The following is a 20,688-nucleotide window of genomic DNA, read 5'->3' on the forward strand; positions in this document are numbered from 1 at the left end:
TGTTTTGAAAGAATAATTCATGTCCGTCGCTCATGTGAAAAAATCTTCTACGCAGGCCAAACCGCTCTATCTGAATTTCGGTTTTCAGGTATTGACGGCGATGGTTATCGGCCTGCTTCTCGGTCTCATTGCCCGCAATATGGGGCCTGATATCAATGGCAATGCCAACTGGCTTTCTGTCACACTGCAAACCATCGGCTCGATCTTCGTGCAGATGCTGCGCGCGCTTGTGCCGCCGCTGGTATTCACCGCGATTGTGGCTTCTATCGCCAATCTGGCTGCGCTTAACAATGCTGCCAAGCTGGTCTGGCAGACCTTGCTGTGGTTCGCCATTACATCCTTTATTGCTGTGCTGATTGGTATTGCACTGGGTCTGATCATTCAGCCTGGTATCGGTTCTGGCGTATTGGCTGAAGCGGCTAAGGCTCCGGCCTCTTCCGGATCATGGCTCGACTTTCTCAAAGGTCTGGTACCTGCCAATATGCTCGGCCTTGAAGCCAGCACCAAACTGACCAAAGATGCAGCCTCCACCTCGCTCAACTTCAACGTGCTGCAAATTCTCGTTGTTGCTATTGCCTTCGGTGTGGCAGCGCTGAAAGCCGGTGAAGCCGCGAAGCCGTTCCTCGCTTTCAACCAGTCTTTGCTTGTTGTCGTGCGTAAAATTCTGTGGTGGGTTATCCGCCTCACCCCACTCGGTACTATCGGCCTGCTTGGCCGTGCTGTTGCACAATATGGCTGGGAAACACTGGTTCAGCTCAGCTGGTATGCCGCAGCCGTCTATATCGGTCTGGCAATCGTGCTGTTCGTGGTCTATCCGGCAATCCTGATCTTCCACGGCCTGAAACCATCGCGCTTTTTTGCCGGCGCATGGCCTGCAATCCAGCTGGCTTTCGTGTCCCGCTCATCCGTCGGCACATTGCCGGTGACAGAAGCTGTAACCGAGCGCAATCTGGGTGTGCCGCGTGAATATGCAGCTTTTGCTGTGCCACTCGGAGCCACCACCAAAATGGATGGCTGTGCTGCAATCTATCCGGCCATCTCGGCCATCTTCATCGCTCAGTATTTCGGCCTGCCGCTTGGTATGCAGGAATATGTGCTGATCGCTTTTGTATCAGTGCTGGGTTCGGCAGCAACCGCTGGTCTCACCGGGGCGGTGGTGATGCTCACCCTCACGCTCTCCACCCTCGGCCTGCCGCTTGAAGGTGTCGGCCTGTTACTGGCAATCGACCCGATCCTTGATATGGGACGTACCGCTGTTAACGTCGCCGGTCAGGCACTGGTGCCGGCCGTTGTTGCCAAGCGCGAAGGTATTCTTGATGAAGCTGTCTATAACAGCGAAAAGAATATCGACGATATCGACCCGTCACGCCTGACACTTCAAGGCGCTGCGGCCTAAATCACAAAACAAAAAAGCCGGAGGAAACTCCGGCTTTTTTTATGATCAGGCTGCGCCCGTTGCCACATCATAGATCAGCTTCAGATTAAGCACGATCACAATCAGCGCCACCAGCCATGCCATGAGAGTCAGCCAGCGCGGTGCGCGCAAAGCCCCCATCTTTTTGGTATCCGATGTGAACAAAATCAGCGGCACAATGGCAAAAGGCAGTTGCAGGCTCAGCACCACCTGACTGAGGATCAGCAGATTGGCAGTTCCCTTATTGCCATAAATGAGCGTGACAATAATCGTCGGCACAATAGCAATGCCGCGGGTAATCAACCGGCGCAACCAAGGTTGGATGCGGAAATTGATAAAACCCTCCATCACGATCTGACCGGCCATTGTCGCCGTCACTGTTGAGTTCAGCCCAGAACAGAGCAGTGCAATACCAAACAGGATTGGTGCCATCGCATTGCCAAGCAGTGGTGCCAGCAGCGCTTCCGCCTGTTCAATTTCCACCACATCGGTGCGACCAACTTTATGAAAGGTCGCTGCGGCCAGAATAAGGATTGAGGCATTGATCGCCAGCGCCAGCATCAAGGCAATGGTGGAATCCCAAGTGGAATAAGTGATTGCCTCACGTTTTTCTTCAATATTTTGACCGTAATTGCGTGTCTGAACGATGCCCGAATGCAAATACAGATTATGCGGCATCACCGTCGCACCGATAATCCCGAGCGACAGATACAGCATTTCCGGATTGGTCACGATCTCAGTTGTCGGCGCAAAGCCGCGCACCACGGCACCCCAGTCCGGATTGGCCAGCACAATCTGCATGAAAAAGCACACGGCGATAACACCGAGCAGCACAATCACATAGGCCTCAACCCAGCGGAAACCCTTGCTCTGCATATACAGCACAACAAAAACATCGAGCGCGGTCAGCAGTACACCAAGCTCAAGCGGCATGCCAAACAGCAGATTCAGTGCAATCGCCGTCCCGATCACCTCGGCAAGATCGGTGGCACAAATCGCAATCTCCGCACCAATCCATAAAAACCACGCCACTGCCGGTGAATAAGCATCGCGGCAGGCCTGTGCCAGATCACGCCCTGTTGCCACAGCCAAACGTGCGCAAAGTGACTGGAGCAGAATAGCCATGATATTGGAAACCAGCGCCACAACCAGCAGCGTATAGCCAAAGCGCGACCCGCCAGCGATGGATGTCGCCCAGTTTCCGGGATCCATATAGCCAACGGCCACCAGATAGCCCGGTCCTGCAAAGGCGGCAAATTTTCGCCAGCGCGCCCCCTGCTGCGGAACCGCGATTGAACCATTGACCTCTGCAAGCGATTTAATGCCCTGCTCAAGACGCCAGCCAGCAGAAACATTGACACCTTCAGCTAAGGGGAATTCATTTTTCTTCATAAAAATAATCTTCGCTACAAACCGTAATGAAACTCATTTGCAACTAGACGCTTGATTTTAATTTCCGTCAAGAAAAATACTGAAGTAGAAAAGCAAGCATAAAAAATGCCGGTTTTAACCGGCATTTTAAAAAGCGCTTATTGCGGTTTGCCTTTTTCCCACATCACATCCCCGCGATAAAGCGGCACAGTTGAGAGCGATGTTTTGGCAGAACCATCCTGCACCTGTGAAGCATGCGCGAGATAAATCAGCGTATTATTGGTCTGGTCATAAATGCGGGTAATCACCAGTTTCTTCCAGATCAGGCTTGTGCGTTCGGAAAATACCCGCTCACCGCCTTTGCCCAGCTTGATATCGCCAATGGTAATCGGCCCTGTCTGCTCGCAGGAAATCGACGCATTGGACGGGTCTTCAAACCAGTTCCCCTTCTGCAGCCGGTCAATCATACCACGCGAGAAGGATGCCAGATGGCAGGTCACACCCTGCACTTTCGGATCGCTGACCGCATCAATCACAATATCATTGCCGAGCCAGTCCACACCAACTTTGCCGATTTCTTCCGCCTGCGCCATGCTCAAGCTTGTCAAAGGAGACAAGGCCAGCATTGCGCCCAGAGCTGTAACGGTCAGAAATTGCTTCATAAACATCTCCTGCATTCAGGTTTGAATCATCCGTGGCAAATATGGAATGGCTTACGCATCCTCCGCCAAAGGCAGCCACTTATCGAGAAAGGCATTAATCTCCATCGTCTGAATATCCGGCAGCGCTTTATAGATCAGATCCACCGGCCAGTCCCACCATGCACTCTGCAACAGGCGCTCAATCGTCTTTTCATCAAAACGCGGACGCAGAATTTTTGCAGGCACACCGGCAACAATCATATAGGGTGGCACATCTTTAGAAACCACCGCGTTAGCGCCGATTACAGCACCAGTGCCGATGCTCACACCGGGCAATATCACCGCGCCATGACCGATCCAGACATCATTGCCGATCGTCACACGCTTTGATGAACGGTGCGCACGATAGTCCATATCCACACCGATATTTCGGAAATATTCATTCGGCCGGTAGGTCATCTTATGCATGGTCAGGCGCTGCATCGGATGTTCCAGCGCATTGATGCGTACATTTGAGGCAATAGAGCAGAAATGCCCGATCTCGGCATAAATCCCCTCTCCGTTGCGCTCCATATAAGTGAAATTACCGATCTGCACATCGCGCAGGATCACCCGCTCACCGATTTCGGTATATTGTCCGAGTTTAACCGATTTCAGCTGTGAACTCGGATGAATTTTCGGCTGCACATCGCGCGAAAACTGCAAAACATCCTCACTCATAGCCACTTATTCCTGCACATACTTAATTTCAAAATTTTCTGAAACTTCATTAAAGATGAGAAAATCACTCAGACAACCTTTGCCAAACAGATCAGTCCGCGTTATAACATGAATATGACCACTGCTGACAGACAAGCCGACAGGCAAGACACCAAAAAATTGCTTTGGATTACCAGCGCGGTATTGATCTCCGCACTGGTCGCAGGCGCTTTGTTTGCCGGCTGGATGAATTACAGCGACACCATATTCATGACTATGCTCATGGATGGGATTTCATGGTGCTTCTGAGGATCTGATTTATGCGTAAATATCTTCCCGTTCTGGTGCTGTTTGTTGCCGCTTTCACAATCGGCATTGTCGGCTTTCAGGCCTATCGTGACAAACAAATGGCCTCCGGTGAAGAAAGCCCCTATGGCGGCTCGTTCAAACTTGTTTCTATGAACGGCACTGAGATTACCGATCAGTCCCTGCGCGGCAATCCTTCGGTCGTCTTTTTCGGCTATACGCATTGTCCGGTTGTTTGCCCGACCACCCTCTTCGACCTCGACAGCTGGCTGAAAGAGCTCGGCCCTGAAGGAGCGGCTATTCGCGGCTATATGGTCACCGTTGACCCTGAGCGCGACACACCTGACTATATTCAGAAATACATCACCAATGTATCCGACCGCATCACCGGCATTACCGGCGATCCGAAAGACATTGCTGCAATGCTGAAATCCTACAACATCTATTCCAAAAAAGTTGATGAAGACGGCGAAAACTACACGATGGATCACACAGCTTCCATCCTCCTTCTCGATAAGAATGGCCGCCTGCGCTCGACCATCGCCTATGGTGAACCGTCTGAAACCGCAATTTCCAAGCTGAAACGCTTGGCTGCAGGCTGATTACAATCACTAAGTACTCCCAATCAAACCCGCTTCATGGTAAGCGGGTTTTTTTATAACTCCAATTCAGAGAACCCACATGGCACAGTACCGCTTATATCTCACACGGGACAAAGATCAGGCTGAGCAGATTTTCGATCTGCTGGAACCGGTATTTGAAGAAGACGGTCTGCCGCTGGCCAATACTGAAATTGATGAAGACAAGCAGATTTATGAAATCTCGCTTTATACAGAAGATAAAGCCGGCGCTGATGAAGCCCTGCCGCGCATGGCCGCATGTCTGGGTCTGAAACCGGACGAGATCGGCATGGAAGAATTGCCGGATATTGACTGGGTTCTGCATTCGCTCGAAGGCCTGAAGCCTGTTCGCGCCGGTCGCTTCTTTGTTCATGGCTCCCATGACCGCGACAAGCTGCAGGATGGCGATATCGGCATTGAAATTGATGCAGGCCTTGCTTTCGGCACAGGTCACCACGGTACCACTGCCAGCTGCCTTGAAATGATCGAAGAAATTGTTGCGCTTGAAGAGCCGAAAAATGTGCTGGATCTCGGCACCGGCAGCGCGGTTCTGGCCATTGCGGTTGCCAAATTGCGCGACATTCCGGTACTTGCCACTGATATTGATCCTGTTGCCGTTGATGTGGCGCAGGAAAATGTGGTGAAGAACGGTGCAGATAAATGGGTTTCAACACTCACCGCCACCGGCTTTGACAATCCTGACATGCAGGCTCGCGCGCCGTTCGATCTGATCGTTGCCAATATTCTCGCCAACCCGCTGATTGAACTGGCAAGCGAGATGCGCGCTTATGTGAAAGATAATGGCTCGCTTATCCTTTCCGGCATTCTGGAAACCCAACGCGACAGCGTGATTGCGGCCTATGAAGCAGCTGGCATTGAGCATCACAAAACTATTTACAAAGAAAGCTGGGTTGCTCTTCACCTGAAGCCAAAGCTCTGATTATAATGATGGTCTAACCTTTTTCAGGATCAGAATCTTATGTTTCAGAACTTTGAAGTCAGCAGCAATCCGGCAACCGGTGCGCCGCGCGTCGCTAAATTGCGCGAGGAACTGAACCGTCTTCAGTTGGACGGTTTTCTTGTACCCCGTGCCGATGAGCATCAGGGCGAATATGTGCCGCTGCGTGCACAGCGCCTTGGCTGGCTGACTGGCTTCACCGGCACTGCCGGTGCAGCGCTGATCCTGAAAACCAAAGCCTATGTTTTTGTCGACGGTCGCTACACATTGCAGGTGCGTGTGCAAACCGATCCGGCCGTGTTTGACATTGAAAGCCTTGTCGATAATCCGCCAGCCACATGGCTGGAGAAAAACGGTAAGCGTCTGGTTATCGGCTTCGATCCGTGGCTGCACACAATTGCAGAAACCCGTGCGCTAAAAGCCGCTCTGGAAGCACAGGGAGGCAAGCTCGTACCGGTGCAGGACAATCTAGTTGATCTGATCTGGACAGACCAGCCCGCCGCCCCATTAGAGCCGGTGACTATTCAGCCGCTGCAATATGCCGGTCAGGAACCACGCGCCAAACTCAACACGTTGAGCGTAGCTGTTGAAAACAGCGGTGCCACGGCAACCATTCTGACTGACCCCGCCTCCATTGCATGGGCGTTTAATATTCGCGGTCGCGATGTCAGCAACACACCGCTGCCACTGAGCTTCGCGCTGATTGCAGCCGATGGTCAGCACATTCTCTTCATCGACAAGCGCAAGCTACCGATTGAAACAGAGGCTTATCTCACGCAACTGACCAAGATTGTTGCCCCAAATCTGATGGAAAGCACGCTGGCACAACTCGCAGGCAAAGGTGCAAGCTTTATGCTTGATCCGGCGCTGGCTGCGGAAAAGCTGCGTATGATCATCGCTGACGCAAACGGCACAGTGATTGAAGGTACCGACCCTGCCCGCCTGCCCCGCGCCATGAAAAACAAGGCCGAGCTTGACGGCTCCCGTGCTGCGCATGAGCGTGACGGTGTGGCGATGGTCAAGTTCTTCTCATGGCTGGACAATCAGCCTGCCGGTAGCGTGGATGAAATCAGCGCCGCACAGCAGCTTGAGACAAGCCGCCGCACAGTCGGCGAAATGTTCCAGAAGCCGCTGGAAGACCTGTCTTTTGACAGTATCTCCGGTGCAGGTCCCGACGGGGCTATCATCCATTACCGTGTGAATACCGATACCAATCGCATGCTCAAAGACGGTGAGCTTTATCTGATCGATTCCGGCGCGCAATATCGTGACGGCACCACCGATATTACCCGTACCGTGGCGATTGGCGAAGTCTCAGCTTTCGAGAAGAAAACTTTCACGCTAGTGTTGAAAGGCGTTATCGCGCTGTCGCGTCTTCGCTTCCCTGTCGGCACACGCGGTCAGGATATTGATGCCTTTGCCCGCGCCGCACTCTGGCAGCATGGTTTTGACTATGCGCATGGCACCGGTCATGGTGTCGGCTCCTATCTCGCTGTGCATGAAGGCCCGCAGAGCATTTCCAAACGCGGTGCGCAGGAACTCAAATCAGGCATGATCCTGTCCAACGAGCCAGGCTATTACCGTCCGGGCGAATTCGGCATCCGCTTAGAAAACCTGATTATCGTGAAAGAGCCGGAAGTAATTAATGGCGGCGACATCGCCATGCATAGCTTTGAAACACTGACCTTCTGCCCGATTGATCGTCGTCTCATTGATGTTTCATTGCTCAATGCGGATGAACTGTCATGGCTCAACGACTACCATGCGCAGACCCGTGACAAGCTGCTGCCGCATTGCTCGAAAGACGAGAAAAGCTGGCTAATTGCCGCGACTGAAGCACTATAAACACCTTGATATAAGCATAAAAAAAACCGACGAATTCGCCGGTTTTTTTTGCATTTTAATAAGGCATATATTGGCGCAGCAGCACAATCAGTACACCGCCGAAAATACAGAGCGGAATAATGCCAATACGGAAAGCTGCAAAGGTGCATAGCACCATAGTCAGAAACTCTTTCCAGCCCGCATTGAAGGCAGCCGGAGCCACCAGCGTGGTCAACACTGCGGCAGGCACAGCATTGAGACCGGCCTCAACACGGTAATGCACGCGCGCAAATTGCGAGAGAATGAGATGGCCGCCGATACGGGTGATATAGGTCAATACCGCCGCGCCGAAAATGATCCAGATCGTTGAACTCATTGCGCCAGCTCCTTCTCAGTCTTTGCAGGCTCATCATCCAGCGTGATTACAGTTTCACGGCCAGACAGCGGCTTGGCAATCACGACAGCGATAACAATACCACCGATTGCACCGATGGTGACGTGCCACGGCGAACCAATCCAGAAATATGCGGCAACAGAAGTCACAGAACTCGCGGCAACAATCGGGAACCAGTTGGTGCGGGAGCGAAAGCCCATCACCAATCCGAGGAAGTAAATCGGCAACAGCATATCAAGACCGATTGCTTTCGGATCGCCGATCATGCCACCGAAAGTCGCGCCAATATAGGCTTCGACCACCCATGACAGATAAAGCGGAATGGCCAGCCCCATATACCAGACAAAGGTAATCGGCTTTTTCTGCTCCGCCTGTTTTTCGCTTTCCGCATATTGCACATCGGTCAGGAAAAAGAACGCAACAATCTGCTGCAAAGGTGTGAAATGCTTAATCAGCCGTCCGGTGCCTGCGGAATAAAGTACGTGGCGGAAATTCACCGCAAAAATCGACAGCAGGATCATCCACGGCGCAACATGCTTGCCAAACAGCTCCATGCCCACGAGCTGACTGGCACCGGCAAACAGCGCCGCGCTCATCAGCACCGATTCCCCGACATTCAGGCCGTTATCAACGGCAACAACACCAAACAATATGCCAAAAGGAGCGACCGCCGCCATAACCGGCAGGCCACGTTTTGCGCCATCTATGAATTGCTCAAGCTTACCTGACTGCACAGCAGACAGGCTTTTCGGATTACATCCATCCATCATCATTACCAGTATTTTTTAAAACGCGCTTAGGAGACCGCATTTATAATCAGGGAACAGACTAAAGCAGAAAATCTCTCCCCATTCCTCATCTGGTTAGGAATAGGCTGATGCAGAAAACCAATCAAGTGCAGGGCGGACACACCTGCACTGTCATTAAAACAGAACTTTAATCCGCACCAACGAGCGTGAACCACGCATCTTCGTCAATGACCTCAATGCCCAGCTCCGCCGCTTTGGCGAGTTTTGAGCCTGCACCGGGGCCTGCAACAACCAAATCCGTCTTTTTTGAAACGGATCCTGCTGCTTTTGCGCCATAGCGCTCCGCCATAGTCTTGGCCTCATCACGCGACATGCGCACCAGCGATCCGGTGAAAACGATGGTCTTACCGGCAACCGGCGATCCGCTCACGATTTCGTGAACTTCATCCAGCGGTGTTACTTCTGCCAGCAAAGCGCTCAGCACTTCTGTGTTATGCGGCTCCTGATAGAAGTCGACAATCGCCTCAGCAACAATCGTGCCGATGCCTTCCACATCTATCAGTTCGCGCCACGCATTATTGCCTTTGTCGCTCTTTTCCTGCGGTACAAGTGCGGCTTGAGCCACCTCTGCCAGTTTTTGATAAGAGCCAAAGGCACGTGCCAGTTTCTTGGCATTGACCTCACCGACATGACGGATACCAAGCCCGAACAGAAATCGGCTCAGCGCAATTTCCCGCCGCTCATTAATCGCCGCATAGAGTTTACGCACAGAAGTCGCGCCGAAACCTTCAATATTTTCCAGCTTTTTGAGCGGTGATGCAGCTTGGCGTTTTTCCAGCGTGAAAATATCTGCCGGAGTGCGGATTTTTAAACTTTCATCTTCAGCATTGAAGAAGAATTCGACCTGCTTTTCGCCCAAACCTTCAATGTCAAAAGCATTGCGTGAAACGAAATGGCGAATGCGTTCAACTGCCTGCGCCTCACAGATCAGACCGCCGGTACAACGGCGCACCGCCTCACCTTCTTCACGCACTGTATGGCTGCCACAAACAGGGCACAGACGCGGGAATTCATAGGCAACGCTATCCGCAGGGCGTTTATCGGCAACGATATCCACGATCTGCGGGATCACATCACCGGCACGCTGAATTATGACGGTATCGCCGACGCGGATATCACGCCCTTCACGTAAGAGATTGCCCTTCTGGTCAAATCCGCGAATATAATCTTCATTATGCAGTGTAGCATTGGTCACCACCACACCGCCGACCGTAATCGGCTCCAGACGCGCCACCGGTGTTAAAGCGCCGGTACGTCCGACCTGAATATCAATGCCTTTGAGAATGGTGAAAGCGCGTTCTGCCGGAAATTTATGCGCAATCGCCCAGCGTGGGCTGCGTGAAATAAAGCCAAGGCGCTGCTGCAAAGCCAGATCGTCAATTTTATAGACCACACCATCAATGTCATAACCGAGGGTGGCACGCTGTTCTTCAATCGCATGATAATGGGCAACCAGTTCCGGCACACTCTCAAACCGGCGCATCAGCGGATTAATCGTGAAACCATAGGATTTGAATTTTTCAACCATACCCATTTGTGTGGTGGCAGGCATTTCACTCACCTCACCCCACGCATAGGCGAAAAAGCGCAACACACGGCTGGCGGTGATTTTGCTATCCAGCTGGCGCAGTGATCCTGCCGCTGCATTGCGCGGATTGGCAAAGACCGGCTTGCCGTCTTTTTCTTGTTTTTCATTGAGCGCAGCAAAGTCCGCATGGCTCATATAGACTTCGCCGCGTACTTCTAAAACATCCGGCACGTTGCCATTCAGAACCTGCGGAATATCAGCAATCGTGCGGGCATTATTGGTAACATTCTCGCCTACCGAGCCATCGCCACGCGTGGCAGCACTCACCAATCGCCCCTGCTCATAACGCAGTGAGAGCGACAAGCCATCAATCTTTGGCTCCGCGGTAATACCAAGCGGGCTGCCCGGAAAAAGCTTGAGAAAACGATAAACCCGCCCGACAAACTCGCCCACATCCTCATCGCTGAACGCATTATCCAGCGACAGCATCGGCACATTATGGGTGATTTTTGAGAATTTCTCTGAGACCGTTGCGCCGACTTTAAACGACGGTGAATCTTCACGGATCAAATGCGGGAAGCGTTGCTCAATCGCCTGATTGCGGCGGCGAAGCGCATCATATTCCGCATCGGAGATGGATGGTGCATCCTGTGTATTATAGCGGAAATCATGATCGTCGATGGATTTAGCCAGAACTGCAAGCTCAGTTGCGGCCTGTTCTTCGCTCAAATTTTCAACGCTGATTTCGCTCATCTTCAACCCGTCTCCGTTTACGGATTGAATATAGAGCATTTCCAGCAAAAGTGGAAACCGGTTTTGCGTCAGGACAATGCGTAAAAACAAATAGATAGAGCATTTCCACCCATTTAATTTAAGCTGGAAATGCTCTGATACCGATAGTTAAAATCAAATATTCACGGATGCTTTTTATGCAGTCAAAGCGCCATTTTCCCGCAGCAGTCGTTCTGCGGCAGCGCGGGCTTCATCGGTCACACTGGCACCGGCCAGCATACGCGCAATTTCTTCCTGACGCTCGGCCACTTCCATCGTGCGGATAGAAGTGCGCATCTGTTCGCTCTCCCCTTGCGCCTTGGCGATCAGGAAATGCGTTGTCGCACGGGCAGCCACCTGCGGCGCATGGGTGACAGAAAGCACCTGCACATTGGAAGAAAGACGTGCGAGACGCTGACCAATAGCATCGGCAACAGCCCCGCCCACACCGGTATCAATTTCATCGAACACAAGGGTCGGTGCCGAACCGCGATCAGCAAGGGCAACCTTCAGCGCCAGCAGGAAGCGGGACAACTCGCCGCCCGAAGCCACTTTCATCATCGGACCTGCGCGCGTTCCCGGATTGGTGCGCACCCAATATTCAACAACATCAATACCTTCAGCGCTGCGGTTTTCCGCATTGGTTTCAATATTGACGATAAATTCCGCACGCTCCAGCTTCAGAGCCGGCAGTTCCTGCATCACAGCCTGCGTCAAAGACTGGGCAATTTTCAAACGCTCGGATGAGAGAGAAATTGTCGCTGCATCATAAATTGCGCGGTTTTCCTGTGCCTGCCTCTCCAGCTGCTCCAGCTTTTCCGCACCCGCATCAAGCTCCTGCAAATCCGCATCCATCTTGTCGCGCAATGCAGCCAGATTGGCCACCGGCACAGAGAATTTGCGTGAAGCTGCACGCAGCGCAAAAAGACGCTCTTCCACTGTCTCCAGCACACGCGGGTCAAAATCAATCTCGCGCATTGCAAAGTCGATACCACTCTGCGCATCGCCAAGGCGATCCAGCGCTTCATCAATCGCTTTTATCACCGGCTCCAGCAGATGCGGCGCTTCCGGCATTTTGCGTTCAAGACGGCGTACCAATGCGGCTAGACTTGGCACCGGCGATTCATGACCGGAGAGAAGATCATTGGCTTCGCTGACATCAGTCGCAATTTTCTCGGACTTCATCATGATGGAGCGCTTTTCAGCAAGCTCATCTTCTTCGTCTTCTTGCGGATTAAGCTTGTCGAGTTCCTCAGCCGAGGCGCGCAGATAATCGGCCTCACGCGCAGCAGCTTCCACCTTGGCGCGGTGTTTGACCAAAGCACTCTCACTGTCGCGCCATTGCTTATACAAACGACGCAGCTGCAAAGTCTGCCCGTCCAGCCCACCGAACGCATCCAGCAAAGTGCGGTGCAGATCAGTATCAATCAGCGCACGATCATCATGCTGGCCGTGGATTTCCACCAAATGACGGCCAAGTTCCCGCAGCAAACCTACGCTTGCCGCCTGATCGTTGATGAAAACCCGCGAACGACCATCACTATTCTGCACGCGGCGCAGAATAATATCACCGTCATCATTGATTTCATTGTCTTTAAGGAAATTACGCGCCGGATGATTGATGCCGACATCAAAAACCGCTGTCACTTGCCCCTGATCAGCACCGTGACGCACGAGCGAGGCATCGCCTCTGGCGCCAAGCGCCAGAGACAAACTGTCGAGCAGAATAGATTTACCTGCACCGGTTTCACCAGTGAGCACAGATAGTCCTTCATGAAACTCGATATCGAGTTTCTCAATCAGGACAATATCGCGTATCGACAGTTGCGCTAGCATGGCTGCCTTTATTTACAAGTTATGCGCCGCCCGTGATGAGCGAAGATGCTTTGGAAAGCCATGAGCCTGTGTTTTCACGCGGTTCAAGACCACCGCCCTGCAAGAGCTTGTAGGAGTCTTTATACCACTGGCTATCCGGGAAGTTCTTACCCAGAACCGCTGCAGCAGTCTGCGCCTCAGAGGTCAGACCCAGAGCATAATAAGCTTCTGTGAGACGAGCGAGGGCTTCTTCCACCTGACGGGTGTTGGAATATTCCTCAACCACATTACGGAAACGCTTGATCGCGCCCAGATATTCCTTGCGTTCAAGGTAATAACGACCGACCTGCATATCCTTACCGGCAAGCTGATCGCGGGCAAAACGGATCTTGGTCTTGGCATCTTCAACATATTCGGATTTAGGGAAGCGATCGACAACTTCCTGCATCGCAGCAATCGCACGGCGGCTGGCCGCCTGATCGCGCGTAACATCCGGAATCTGACGGAAATAGCTCAGACCAATGATATAGTAAGCATATGCGGATTCATCCGAAGTCGGATACAGCGTGTTATAACGCTTCGCCATCGAAACTGCTTCTTCATAATTACCTTTACGGTAATTGGTGAAGGCTGCCATCACCAGCGATTTACGCGCATATTCTGTGTAAGGATGCTGACGGTCAACCGCAGCGAATTTTTTCGATGCCTCATCCAGACGTCCGGCATCAAGATTGGCAAGACCCTCATTGTAAAGCTTGTCAGCCGGATCGATGCTTTCGACATATTTGGACAGGTCAACATCTTTGTCACCTGATGCACAACCTGCAAGCGCCATTGTCAGCACGACAGCACTGGTGGTCATTGCCAGCTTTGTCAATTTACGAATTTGAGAACCCTCCGCACCAGTAACATTGGCTGCAGTATCTGGGAATTTAGAAATCGTCATGCTGTCTCCGGTGTTTCGGCAACACAAATCATGGGCAAATCATTCCTGTGTCAGAGGGTTCATAAACCATAGCTGAGAACAATCGGCAATGTTAATACAAGTTTATTCGCACTGCATCGAGACTGCAATGCCCGACGGACACGACTTTTTCAACCTGAACGGCCTTAAAAAAGCAAAATCTCTTACAAACTGTCACTACCCTACACGGGTTCGCGGCTCAATTATGGCTGACAGAACAGAGTTTACAAGAATCATTCCGCAATCTGTCCGGTTTATACTTTATAATTCCGAACTGTGTTTTTCAGGCTCAAATACGGTCAGTTTTCAAGACGATAATGACCCGGTTTTTCTAACAATGCTTTCACCAGAGCAGCATTCAGCTTGTGACCGCCGCGATAGGAACGGAACAACCCGCGGAACGGATGCCCCGCCAGCGCCAGATCACCGACTGAGTCCAGCAATTTATGGCGCACAAATTCATCCGGATAATACAGTCCGTCAGGATTAAGCACCTCACCGTCATCACCGATTGCAATAGAGTTTTCCAGCGATGAGCCAAGTGCCAGCCCCATCGAGCGCAGCTTCTCTACATCGCGCATAAAGCCGAAAGTGCGCGCTTTGGCAATTTCGCGCTCGAAGACATTGGCATCAAGATCAAAGCCGAAAGACTGCCGACCGATAGAGGCGACAGGAAAATCAATTTCCACCTCATAGCGGGTGCCATCATGCGGTACAAATTCCGCCCAGTTCTGCCCGTCTTCCACACGCACCGGCTGTAAAATTGTCAGATACTGCCGCGGGGCACCCTGCTCGCTCAATCCGGCACTGCGGAATGCGTTGATAAATTCAGCCGAACCGCCGCCAAGGATCGGCACTTCCGGGCCGTCAATTTCAATAGTCAGGTTATCAATGCTGAGTGCTACAATCGCCGCCATCACATGTTCAATCGTGCTGACACCAAAATCCGCAGAGCCGATGGAGGTATTCAGTGTCGTAGAACCAAGGGAGGAAGACAGCGCCGGAATGCTCTCGCGCCGTCCTTCAGCATCATGCCGGATAAAAACAATACCGGTATCCACCGGCGCAGCATTGATTTGCAGCGTAACAGGCTTACCGCCATGCACACCGAACCCTGAAAGCGACAATGGTCCGGCTACTGTTTGCTGCATAGTTTTCATAACAATCCTGCTTCTCTGTCTTTTCTGCCAGTTTTATATAAGACGCTCAGCCTCAAGGCTCAATCTTGTTCCCCGATAAAACACCAACCTTAAAATAAAAAAACACCGCGTTCATTTTCAGAACGCGGTGAAATTTAAGCAAAAGGTATTTTATCAGATCAGTTGGCCTGACGACGCAGGAACGCCGGAATTTCAAGCTGATCGTCTTCAGAAGCCATGCGCGGCTGTGCACGACCCTGATTGTCAAGCTGGCCGTTACGCGGAGCATAGATCGATGCATCCTGCGACAGCGGACGGCGCTGTTCAGGCGCACGAGCCTGCATTGGCGCGGCTGGCATTTCACGCTTCTGCGCTGGTTCCAGACGAGCTGTTGGCTGCTCTTCATCACGACGTGACAGGCTGGCAGTCAGACGACGCAGCAGACCAAGCGGGCCGCGTTCTTCATGCGCAGGCGCTGCCTGCTGTGGTGCCGGTGCGCGGCGGGCATTCATCTCAGCCTGAACAGACGGAGGAAAGTCCGAAACGCTAGGCATACGCGGAGCTTGACGCTGCTGCGGAGCCAGTGCAGGATCCATATGCTGCTGTGGCTGGAACTGCGGCTGCGGTGCCAGATTATGAGCAGCTTGCTGCATCTGCGGCTGAACCGGTGCCTGCATCTGCGGGCGTGGTGCAACTGGCTGCTGGCGCATTTCCATCATTTCCGGTGCAGGAGCCTGAAAAATACGGCTCTGCGGCTGGAAATTAGCATCATTCGTCGCGGCTGGCGGCGCATAAGAGCGCTGCTCGCCTTCACCCAGATGCAAAGACTGCTGAGCCTGTGCAGGCATCTGCTCAACCGGCTTGGTCTGAGCAGCTACAGGCTGCTGAACCGGAGCCTGAGCGGCTGGCTGCTGAACTGGTTTGGCTACAGGCTTCGCTGGCTGGCGAAATTCCAGCGGCGCAGGCGCCGCGTCTCCGATCTGCTTATCGATTCCGGTCGCGACGACAGAAACGCGGATCACACCTTCGAGACCTTCATCGAAGGTCGCGCCGAGAATGATCATAGCATCCTGATCGACTTCTTCACGGATACGGGTAGCAGCTTCGTCAACTTCAAACAGGGTCATATCACGGCCACCAGTGATCGAGATCAGCAGGCCGCGCGCACCGCGCATGGAGGTTTCGTCCAGCAGCGGGTTAGCAATTGCAGCTTCAGCAGCGGCGATCGCACGGCCATCGCCGGAAGCTTCGCCGGTGCCCATCATGGCTTTGCCCATTTCGCGCATTACAGAGCGAACGTCAGCAAAGTCGAGGTTGATGAGACCTTCTTTAACCATCAGATCGGTGATGCAGGCAACACCGGAATACAGAACCTGATCAGCCATCGCAAAAGCGTCAGCGAAAGTGGTTTTGTCATTGGCAATACGGAACAGGTTCTGGTTCGGAATGACGATCAGAGTGTCGACATTCTTCTGCAGATCTTCGATGCCCATATCAGCCGTTTTCATACGGCGCTGGCCTTCGAAGTGGAAAGGTTTGGTGACAACACCAACGGTCAGAATACCTTTTTCGCGCGCAGCGCGGGCAACCACCGGTGCGGCACCGGTTCCTGTGCCACCGCCCATACCGGCGGTTACAAAGCACATATGGGTGCCGTTCAGGTGATCGTTGATTTCATCAATGCATTCTTCTGCAGCAGCGCGACCAACTTCCGGCTGGGAACCTGCACCCAGACCTTCAGTAACAGCTGCGCCCAGCTGAATGATGCGTTCAGACTTGGACATGGTCAGAGCCTGAGCGTCAGTATTGGCCACAACAAAGTTCACGCCGCGCAAACCGGCATTGATCATGTTGTTGACGGCGTTACCGCCGCCGCCGCCGACACCGAAAACGGTGATGCGCGGCTTCAGCTCGGTGATATCCGGCTTTTGCAGATTGATTGTCATCAGTTTCGTTCCTTTTGCCTTTCACCGCTTCGCCGCCGCGGTGCCGTATTCTGATTTATTTTTTTGTACGCATTTACTCTGAAAGGAGCCGCGTTTCATTCTGAAATTATCCGGTCATTTACCATGATTTGGCAAAAAGCCCAGAGTGTAATCGGGTCAGAAATAAAAAATCTCAAACCCTTGTTTCAAAACTGCTTTCCTTCAATTTTACTCCTCAGGAAAGCTGCAGCATCTTCCTTAAAAGCACATCCCGAAAAGTGTTAACGGTTTTCGGACAAGATGTGCGCATTTACAGAAGATCAGAGCAGTATGCTCTGATCAGAAACTTGTTTTCAGCCATTGGCCGACCCGTGATATACGCCCGCCGGTTCCGATAAGACGACCGCCTGAAGCAGCCCGGACAGAGCGTTCCTCGATGCCTGCAACCTGCGGATAAATCAGCAGGCCTACTGTTGCCGAGAATGCCGAACCTTTTGCAGCTTCCGGCAATCCCGCAATTCCTAACGGCCGCCCGATGCGGACATTGCGCGCCAGAATACGACGGGCAACTTCCGGCATACCGGTCAGCTGGCTTGCGCCACCTGTCAGCACCACGCGCTTACCAACAATATGTCCGAGCCCCGAAGCATTGAGCCGGTCACGAACCAGCTCCAGTGTTTCTTCAACACGGGCACGAATGATGCGGGTGAGCACTGAACGCGGATATTGATTTGGCACATCACGGTCGTCGTCGCCGATTGGCGGCACGCTGATCAGATCGCGGTCATCGGCAGCGCTTGGCAGCGCCGAGCCATACATAACCTTAAGACGTTCAGCATCTTCCATGCGGGTAGAGAACCCGCGTGCCACATCCATTGTTACATGCATGCCGCCAATGGCAATGGCGTCAGCATGGATAAACTTGCCTTCTGAGAATACGGAAATCGTTGTGGTTCCGCCGCCCATATCAATACAGGCCGCGCCCATTTCCGCTTCATCATCCACCAGAGCCGCCAGACCGCTCGCATAAGGCGTGGCCACAATAGCTTCAACGGAGAGATGGCAGCGATTGATGCACAGTTCGAGATTGCGCAAAGGCGCACTGTCTGCGGTCAGCACATGCATATCAACGCCCAGACTATCGCCCAGCATGCCCATCGGGTCACGAATACCGCGTTCGCTGTCCAGCGTGTAGCCAATCGGCAGCGAATGCACCAGATGGCGCTCAGCCTGCAAAGCCTGCTTGGCACCGGCAGCAAGCACACGGCGGATATCTGTTTTTTCTACTTCATGGCCGCCAAGATCGATGCTGGCATTGAAGGTTTCACTCTTGAGGCGACCGGAAGAAATATTCACGATCAGCGATTCAACAGTCAGACCAGCCATGCGCTCAGCCGCATCAACAGCCAGACGGATCGACTGCTCGGCAGCATCCAGATCAATCACCACTCCAGATTTAACGCCGCGTGATTTCTGATAGCCGATGCCCAGCACATCCATACGATGGGTGCGACCCGGCAAAAATGCACTTTCATCGCGTGGACGCAAACGTGCGATCACACAGGAGACTTTAGAAGAACCGACATCAAGCACAGTCAGAAGCCGCGTGCGGCGACCTGAAGTTGCGGAACCGGAGGTGTTTTTTGCAGACCAGATACTCATACGCGCCTACCCGCTGCCTTGGCAGCCTTCTCACGGTCTTTCAGCATTTTCTCGCGGCTTTCCATACCGGTCGGTGTGAGCTGTACAGTCACACGGTCGTCCAGACGCATGTCGAGGCTGAGAATATCCCGACCCAGAATATTTTTAGTCCGTTGCAGCGTTTCAACTTCTGCCAAGGCGCGCTTAACGCCCTGTTCAGGCAACAGAACCCGCACACCATTATCAAAAAGCAGATCCCAGCGGCGGTCAGAAACCCGCGCATAGGCGCGTACTTTCGCCGCCAGATCAGGATATGCAGAAACGATATCAATAAAGGCCTTACCGCGACTTGAAGCACCCTCACCCACCACCAGCGGCAGAGAAGCGTAACGGGAACCATTCAGCGGCACGATAGGCTTGCCTTCTTCATCAACCAGCAGCAGATCACGACCGGACTGCCACACAGCAAATGCCTTGCGCTCCTGAAGGGAGACAACAACCGAGCCCGGATAAACCTTACGGATTTCAACACCGGCAACCCAAGGCAGCGTTTCAATCGCCTGCCGCGCCTCATCCGCATTAAAGCCGATCAGTGAGGTTTCCCCGTCAAGGCCGAGCTTCTCCAGAATATCAATTTCAGATGTTTCATTGTTACCGGCAACGGTAACTTTCTCGATTGCAAAGCCAAAAGTTGAGGCTGTTGCTTTAATCACTTCATTCGTGTGGTTGCCGACAGCCATACCATAAAGGCCTGTTGCGCCGAGGAAACCAATCAAACCAAAAGTACCCGCATAGCGCGGCACTTTAATCCCGCCGCCAAACAGGCGCGAGGCAATACGAAACGGCTTACGTAAAAAACGCGGAAGAACAAAAGCACTATGCGAAGCTGATGTACGGGACATCATCACATCACGGTCACTTCTGTCAGATCTCGCCTTTATCGCATGCACGAGGCATCCTCCACCATCCAGCTCAACAACTCACCGAATGAATACCCTTCAGCCTTGGCAATATCCGGCACCAGAGAGGTCGGTGTCATGCCCGGCTGCGTATTCACTTCAAGCCAGATAAGCTCACCGTCGCCGGAGCCATTCTCATCAAAACGGAAATCGGAACGACTCACGCCGCGACACCCGATTGCCTGATGTGCCTGAAGTGCCATTATTTGTATTTTTTGGTAAATATTTGGTGAAATTTTCGCAGGACATTCATGTCGCGAGCCACCATCTGCATATTTTGAGTCATAATCGTAGAAAGAATGTGCCAGCGGAATGATTTCACACACGCCAAGAGCACGATCACCCATCACTGCGCAGGTTAATTCACGTCCGGCGACATAATGTTCAACCATGACCTCATCGCCGTACTTCCATTCGTCAGAGCCGAGAATCTGCGGAGGAGCACTCTGGCCTTCACGCACAATCACCACACCGAAGCTGGAACCTTCGCGAACCGGCTTCACCACATAAGGCGGCTGCATCGGATGTCCATTGCCGATATCAAAACGGTTCATCACGCGGGAAGACGCAATTGCCACACCGGCAGCACCGGCAACCAGCTTGGCGCGGCCTTTATCCATTGCCAGAGCCGAGGCCAGCACACCGGAATGTGTGTAAGGAATTTGCAGATATTCAAGAATACCCTGAATGGCACCATCCTCACCAAAGGGACCATGCAATGCGTTAAACGCAACATCAGGCTTCAAATCAGCCAGCACCGCAGCAACATCGCGGCCAACATCAACACGTGTAACGCGGTAACCCTGATCTTCAAGTGCCTTGGCACAGGCCGCACCTGAGGAAAGACTGACCGGACGCTCCGATGAAAATCCGCCCATCAAGACAGCAACATGTTTACCTGTCATTTTAA

Annotated in this window: 18 protein-coding genes; 5 read left to right on the forward strand and 13 right to left on the reverse strand. The window is 52.7% G+C overall.

Annotated features, from left to right (window positions below):
- Positions 1-19: 19 nt before the first annotated feature.
- Entirely contained in the window at positions 20-1,396 is a 1,377-nt protein-coding gene (locus tag P8H26_RS08500; RefSeq protein WP_289632514.1) for a dicarboxylate/amino acid:cation symporter, read from the forward strand.
- Between the two features lie 45 nt (positions 1,397-1,441).
- On the opposite strand, the gene P8H26_RS08505 is transcribed toward P8H26_RS08500, so the two are convergent.
- The 3 genes from P8H26_RS08505 to P8H26_RS08515 form a co-directional block, all read right to left on the reverse strand.
- Complete coding sequence (locus P8H26_RS08505; protein ID WP_289632515.1) at positions 1,442-2,806, reverse strand: Nramp family divalent metal transporter; 1,365 nt, start codon at positions 2,804-2,806, stop codon at positions 1,442-1,444.
- A 137-nt stretch (positions 2,807-2,943) separates the two neighbouring features.
- Entirely contained in the window at positions 2,944-3,411 is a 468-nt protein-coding gene (locus P8H26_RS08510; protein WP_289632681.1) for a CreA family protein, read from the reverse strand.
- An 87-nt stretch (positions 3,412-3,498) separates the two neighbouring features.
- Positions 3,499-4,146 carry a DapH/DapD/GlmU-related protein gene (locus P8H26_RS08515; RefSeq protein ID WP_289632516.1) on the reverse strand — a complete coding sequence of 216 codons (648 nt, stop codon included), beginning with the start codon at positions 4,144-4,146 and terminating at the stop codon, positions 3,499-3,501.
- Positions 4,147-4,254: 108 nt separating this feature from the next.
- Between P8H26_RS08515 and P8H26_RS08520 the strand changes: the two genes are divergently transcribed.
- The 4 genes from P8H26_RS08520 (at position 4,255) to P8H26_RS08535 (ending at position 7,854) form a co-directional block, all read left to right on the forward strand.
- On the forward strand, positions 4,255-4,434 hold the full coding sequence (locus P8H26_RS08520; RefSeq protein WP_289632517.1) for a hypothetical protein: 180 nt from the start codon (positions 4,255-4,257) through the stop codon (positions 4,432-4,434).
- Between the two features lie 11 nt (positions 4,435-4,445).
- On the forward strand, positions 4,446-5,033 hold the full coding sequence (locus tag P8H26_RS08525; RefSeq protein ID WP_289632518.1) for an SCO family protein: 588 nt from the start codon (positions 4,446-4,448) through the stop codon (positions 5,031-5,033).
- A 79-nt stretch (positions 5,034-5,112) separates the two neighbouring features.
- Positions 5,113-5,991 (forward strand): 50S ribosomal protein L11 methyltransferase, encoded by an 879-nt coding sequence (locus P8H26_RS08530; RefSeq protein ID WP_289632519.1) that lies wholly within the window; start codon positions 5,113-5,115, stop codon positions 5,989-5,991.
- A 39-nt stretch (positions 5,992-6,030) separates the two neighbouring features.
- Positions 6,031-7,854 carry an aminopeptidase P family protein gene (locus P8H26_RS08535; protein WP_289632520.1) on the forward strand — a complete coding sequence of 608 codons (1,824 nt, stop codon included), beginning with the start codon at positions 6,031-6,033 and terminating at the stop codon, positions 7,852-7,854.
- A 55-nt stretch (positions 7,855-7,909) separates the two neighbouring features.
- On the opposite strand, the gene P8H26_RS08540 is transcribed toward P8H26_RS08535, so the two are convergent.
- The 10 genes from P8H26_RS08540 to P8H26_RS08585 form a co-directional block, all read right to left on the reverse strand.
- Positions 7,910-8,209, reverse strand: coding sequence for an AzlD family protein (locus tag P8H26_RS08540; protein ID WP_289632521.1), 300 nt, complete (start codon positions 8,207-8,209; stop codon positions 7,910-7,912).
- Entirely contained in the window at positions 8,206-8,994 is a 789-nt protein-coding gene (locus P8H26_RS08545; protein ID WP_289632682.1) for an AzlC family ABC transporter permease, read from the reverse strand. Before P8H26_RS08545 ends, P8H26_RS08540 begins: the two co-directional genes overlap by 4 nt.
- A gap of 169 nt (positions 8,995-9,163) precedes the next feature.
- Positions 9,164-11,317: an NAD-dependent DNA ligase LigA gene (ligA, locus tag P8H26_RS08550; RefSeq protein ID WP_289632522.1), complete on the reverse strand. Its 2,154-nt coding sequence runs from the start codon at positions 11,315-11,317 to the stop codon at positions 9,164-9,166.
- Between the two features lie 174 nt (positions 11,318-11,491).
- Entirely contained in the window at positions 11,492-13,171 is a 1,680-nt protein-coding gene (recN, locus tag P8H26_RS08555; protein WP_289632523.1) for a DNA repair protein RecN, read from the reverse strand.
- A gap of 19 nt (positions 13,172-13,190) precedes the next feature.
- On the reverse strand, positions 13,191-14,012 hold the full coding sequence (locus tag P8H26_RS08560; protein ID WP_289632683.1) for an outer membrane protein assembly factor BamD: 822 nt from the start codon (positions 14,010-14,012) through the stop codon (positions 13,191-13,193).
- 401 nt (positions 14,013-14,413) lie between these two features.
- Positions 14,414-15,274, reverse strand: a complete 861-nt coding sequence (gene lpxC, locus P8H26_RS08565) for a UDP-3-O-acyl-N-acetylglucosamine deacetylase (RefSeq protein ID WP_308446661.1) — start codon at positions 15,272-15,274, stop codon at positions 14,414-14,416.
- Positions 15,275-15,432: 158 nt separating this feature from the next.
- The gene (gene ftsZ / locus P8H26_RS08570; protein WP_289632525.1) at positions 15,433-17,199 is read right to left on the reverse strand and encodes a cell division protein FtsZ; all 1,767 of its coding nucleotides are present in this window, start codon (positions 17,197-17,199) and stop codon (positions 15,433-15,435) included.
- Between the two features lie 318 nt (positions 17,200-17,517).
- A complete protein-coding gene (gene ftsA / locus P8H26_RS08575) occupies positions 17,518-18,840 on the reverse strand; it encodes a cell division protein FtsA (protein WP_289632526.1) in 1,323 nt (440 codons plus the stop codon).
- Positions 18,837-19,769 carry a cell division protein FtsQ/DivIB gene (locus P8H26_RS08580; protein ID WP_374708261.1) on the reverse strand — a complete coding sequence of 311 codons (933 nt, stop codon included), beginning with the start codon at positions 19,767-19,769 and terminating at the stop codon, positions 18,837-18,839. Before P8H26_RS08580 ends, ftsA begins: the two co-directional genes overlap by 4 nt.
- On the reverse strand, positions 19,757-20,683 hold the full coding sequence (locus P8H26_RS08585) for a D-alanine--D-alanine ligase (protein WP_289632685.1): 927 nt from the start codon (positions 20,681-20,683) through the stop codon (positions 19,757-19,759). Before P8H26_RS08585 ends, P8H26_RS08580 begins: the two co-directional genes overlap by 13 nt.
- Positions 20,684-20,688 lie beyond the last annotated feature (5 nt).

The organism is Pseudochrobactrum sp. sp1633 (genome assembly GCF_030376605.1).
GTDB lineage: Bacteria > Pseudomonadota > Alphaproteobacteria > Rhizobiales > Rhizobiaceae > Pseudochrobactrum.

Excerpts from the sequence above, each read along its gene's own strand:
- P8H26_RS08500 (WP_289632514.1), top strand. The coding sequence starts at position 20 with ATGTCCGTCGCTCATGTGAAAAAATCTTCTACGCAGGCCAAACCGCTC.
- P8H26_RS08505 (WP_289632515.1), bottom strand. The coding sequence starts at position 2,806 with ATGAAGAAAAATGAATTCCCCTTAGCTGAAGGTGTCAATGTTTCTGCT.
- P8H26_RS08510 (WP_289632681.1), bottom strand. The coding sequence starts at position 3,411 with ATGCTGGCCTTGTCTCCTTTGACAAGCTTGAGCATGGCGCAGGCGGAA.
- P8H26_RS08515 (WP_289632516.1), bottom strand. The coding sequence starts at position 4,146 with ATGAGTGAGGATGTTTTGCAGTTTTCGCGCGATGTGCAGCCGAAAATT.
- P8H26_RS08520 (WP_289632517.1), top strand. The coding sequence starts at position 4,255 with ATGAATATGACCACTGCTGACAGACAAGCCGACAGGCAAGACACCAAA.
- P8H26_RS08525 (WP_289632518.1), top strand. The coding sequence starts at position 4,446 with ATGCGTAAATATCTTCCCGTTCTGGTGCTGTTTGTTGCCGCTTTCACA.
- P8H26_RS08530 (WP_289632519.1), top strand. The coding sequence starts at position 5,113 with ATGGCACAGTACCGCTTATATCTCACACGGGACAAAGATCAGGCTGAG.
- P8H26_RS08535 (WP_289632520.1), top strand. The coding sequence starts at position 6,031 with ATGTTTCAGAACTTTGAAGTCAGCAGCAATCCGGCAACCGGTGCGCCG.
- P8H26_RS08540 (WP_289632521.1), bottom strand. The coding sequence starts at position 8,209 with ATGAGTTCAACGATCTGGATCATTTTCGGCGCGGCGGTATTGACCTAT.
- P8H26_RS08545 (WP_289632682.1), bottom strand. The coding sequence starts at position 8,994 with ATGGATGGATGTAATCCGAAAAGCCTGTCTGCTGTGCAGTCAGGTAAG.
- ligA (WP_289632522.1), bottom strand. The coding sequence starts at position 11,317 with ATGAGCGAAATCAGCGTTGAAAATTTGAGCGAAGAACAGGCCGCAACT.
- recN (WP_289632523.1), bottom strand. The coding sequence starts at position 13,171 with ATGCTAGCGCAACTGTCGATACGCGATATTGTCCTGATTGAGAAACTC.
- P8H26_RS08560 (WP_289632683.1), bottom strand. The coding sequence starts at position 14,012 with ATGACCACCAGTGCTGTCGTGCTGACAATGGCGCTTGCAGGTTGTGCA.
- lpxC (WP_308446661.1), bottom strand. The coding sequence starts at position 15,274 with ATGAAAACTATGCAGCAAACAGTAGCCGGACCATTGTCGCTTTCAGGG.
- ftsZ (WP_289632525.1), bottom strand. The coding sequence starts at position 17,199 with ATGACAATCAATCTGCAAAAGCCGGATATCACCGAGCTGAAGCCGCGC.
- ftsA (WP_289632526.1), bottom strand. The coding sequence starts at position 18,840 with ATGAGTATCTGGTCTGCAAAAAACACCTCCGGTTCCGCAACTTCAGGT.
- P8H26_RS08585 (WP_289632685.1), bottom strand. The coding sequence starts at position 20,683 with ATGACAGGTAAACATGTTGCTGTCTTGATGGGCGGATTTTCATCGGAG.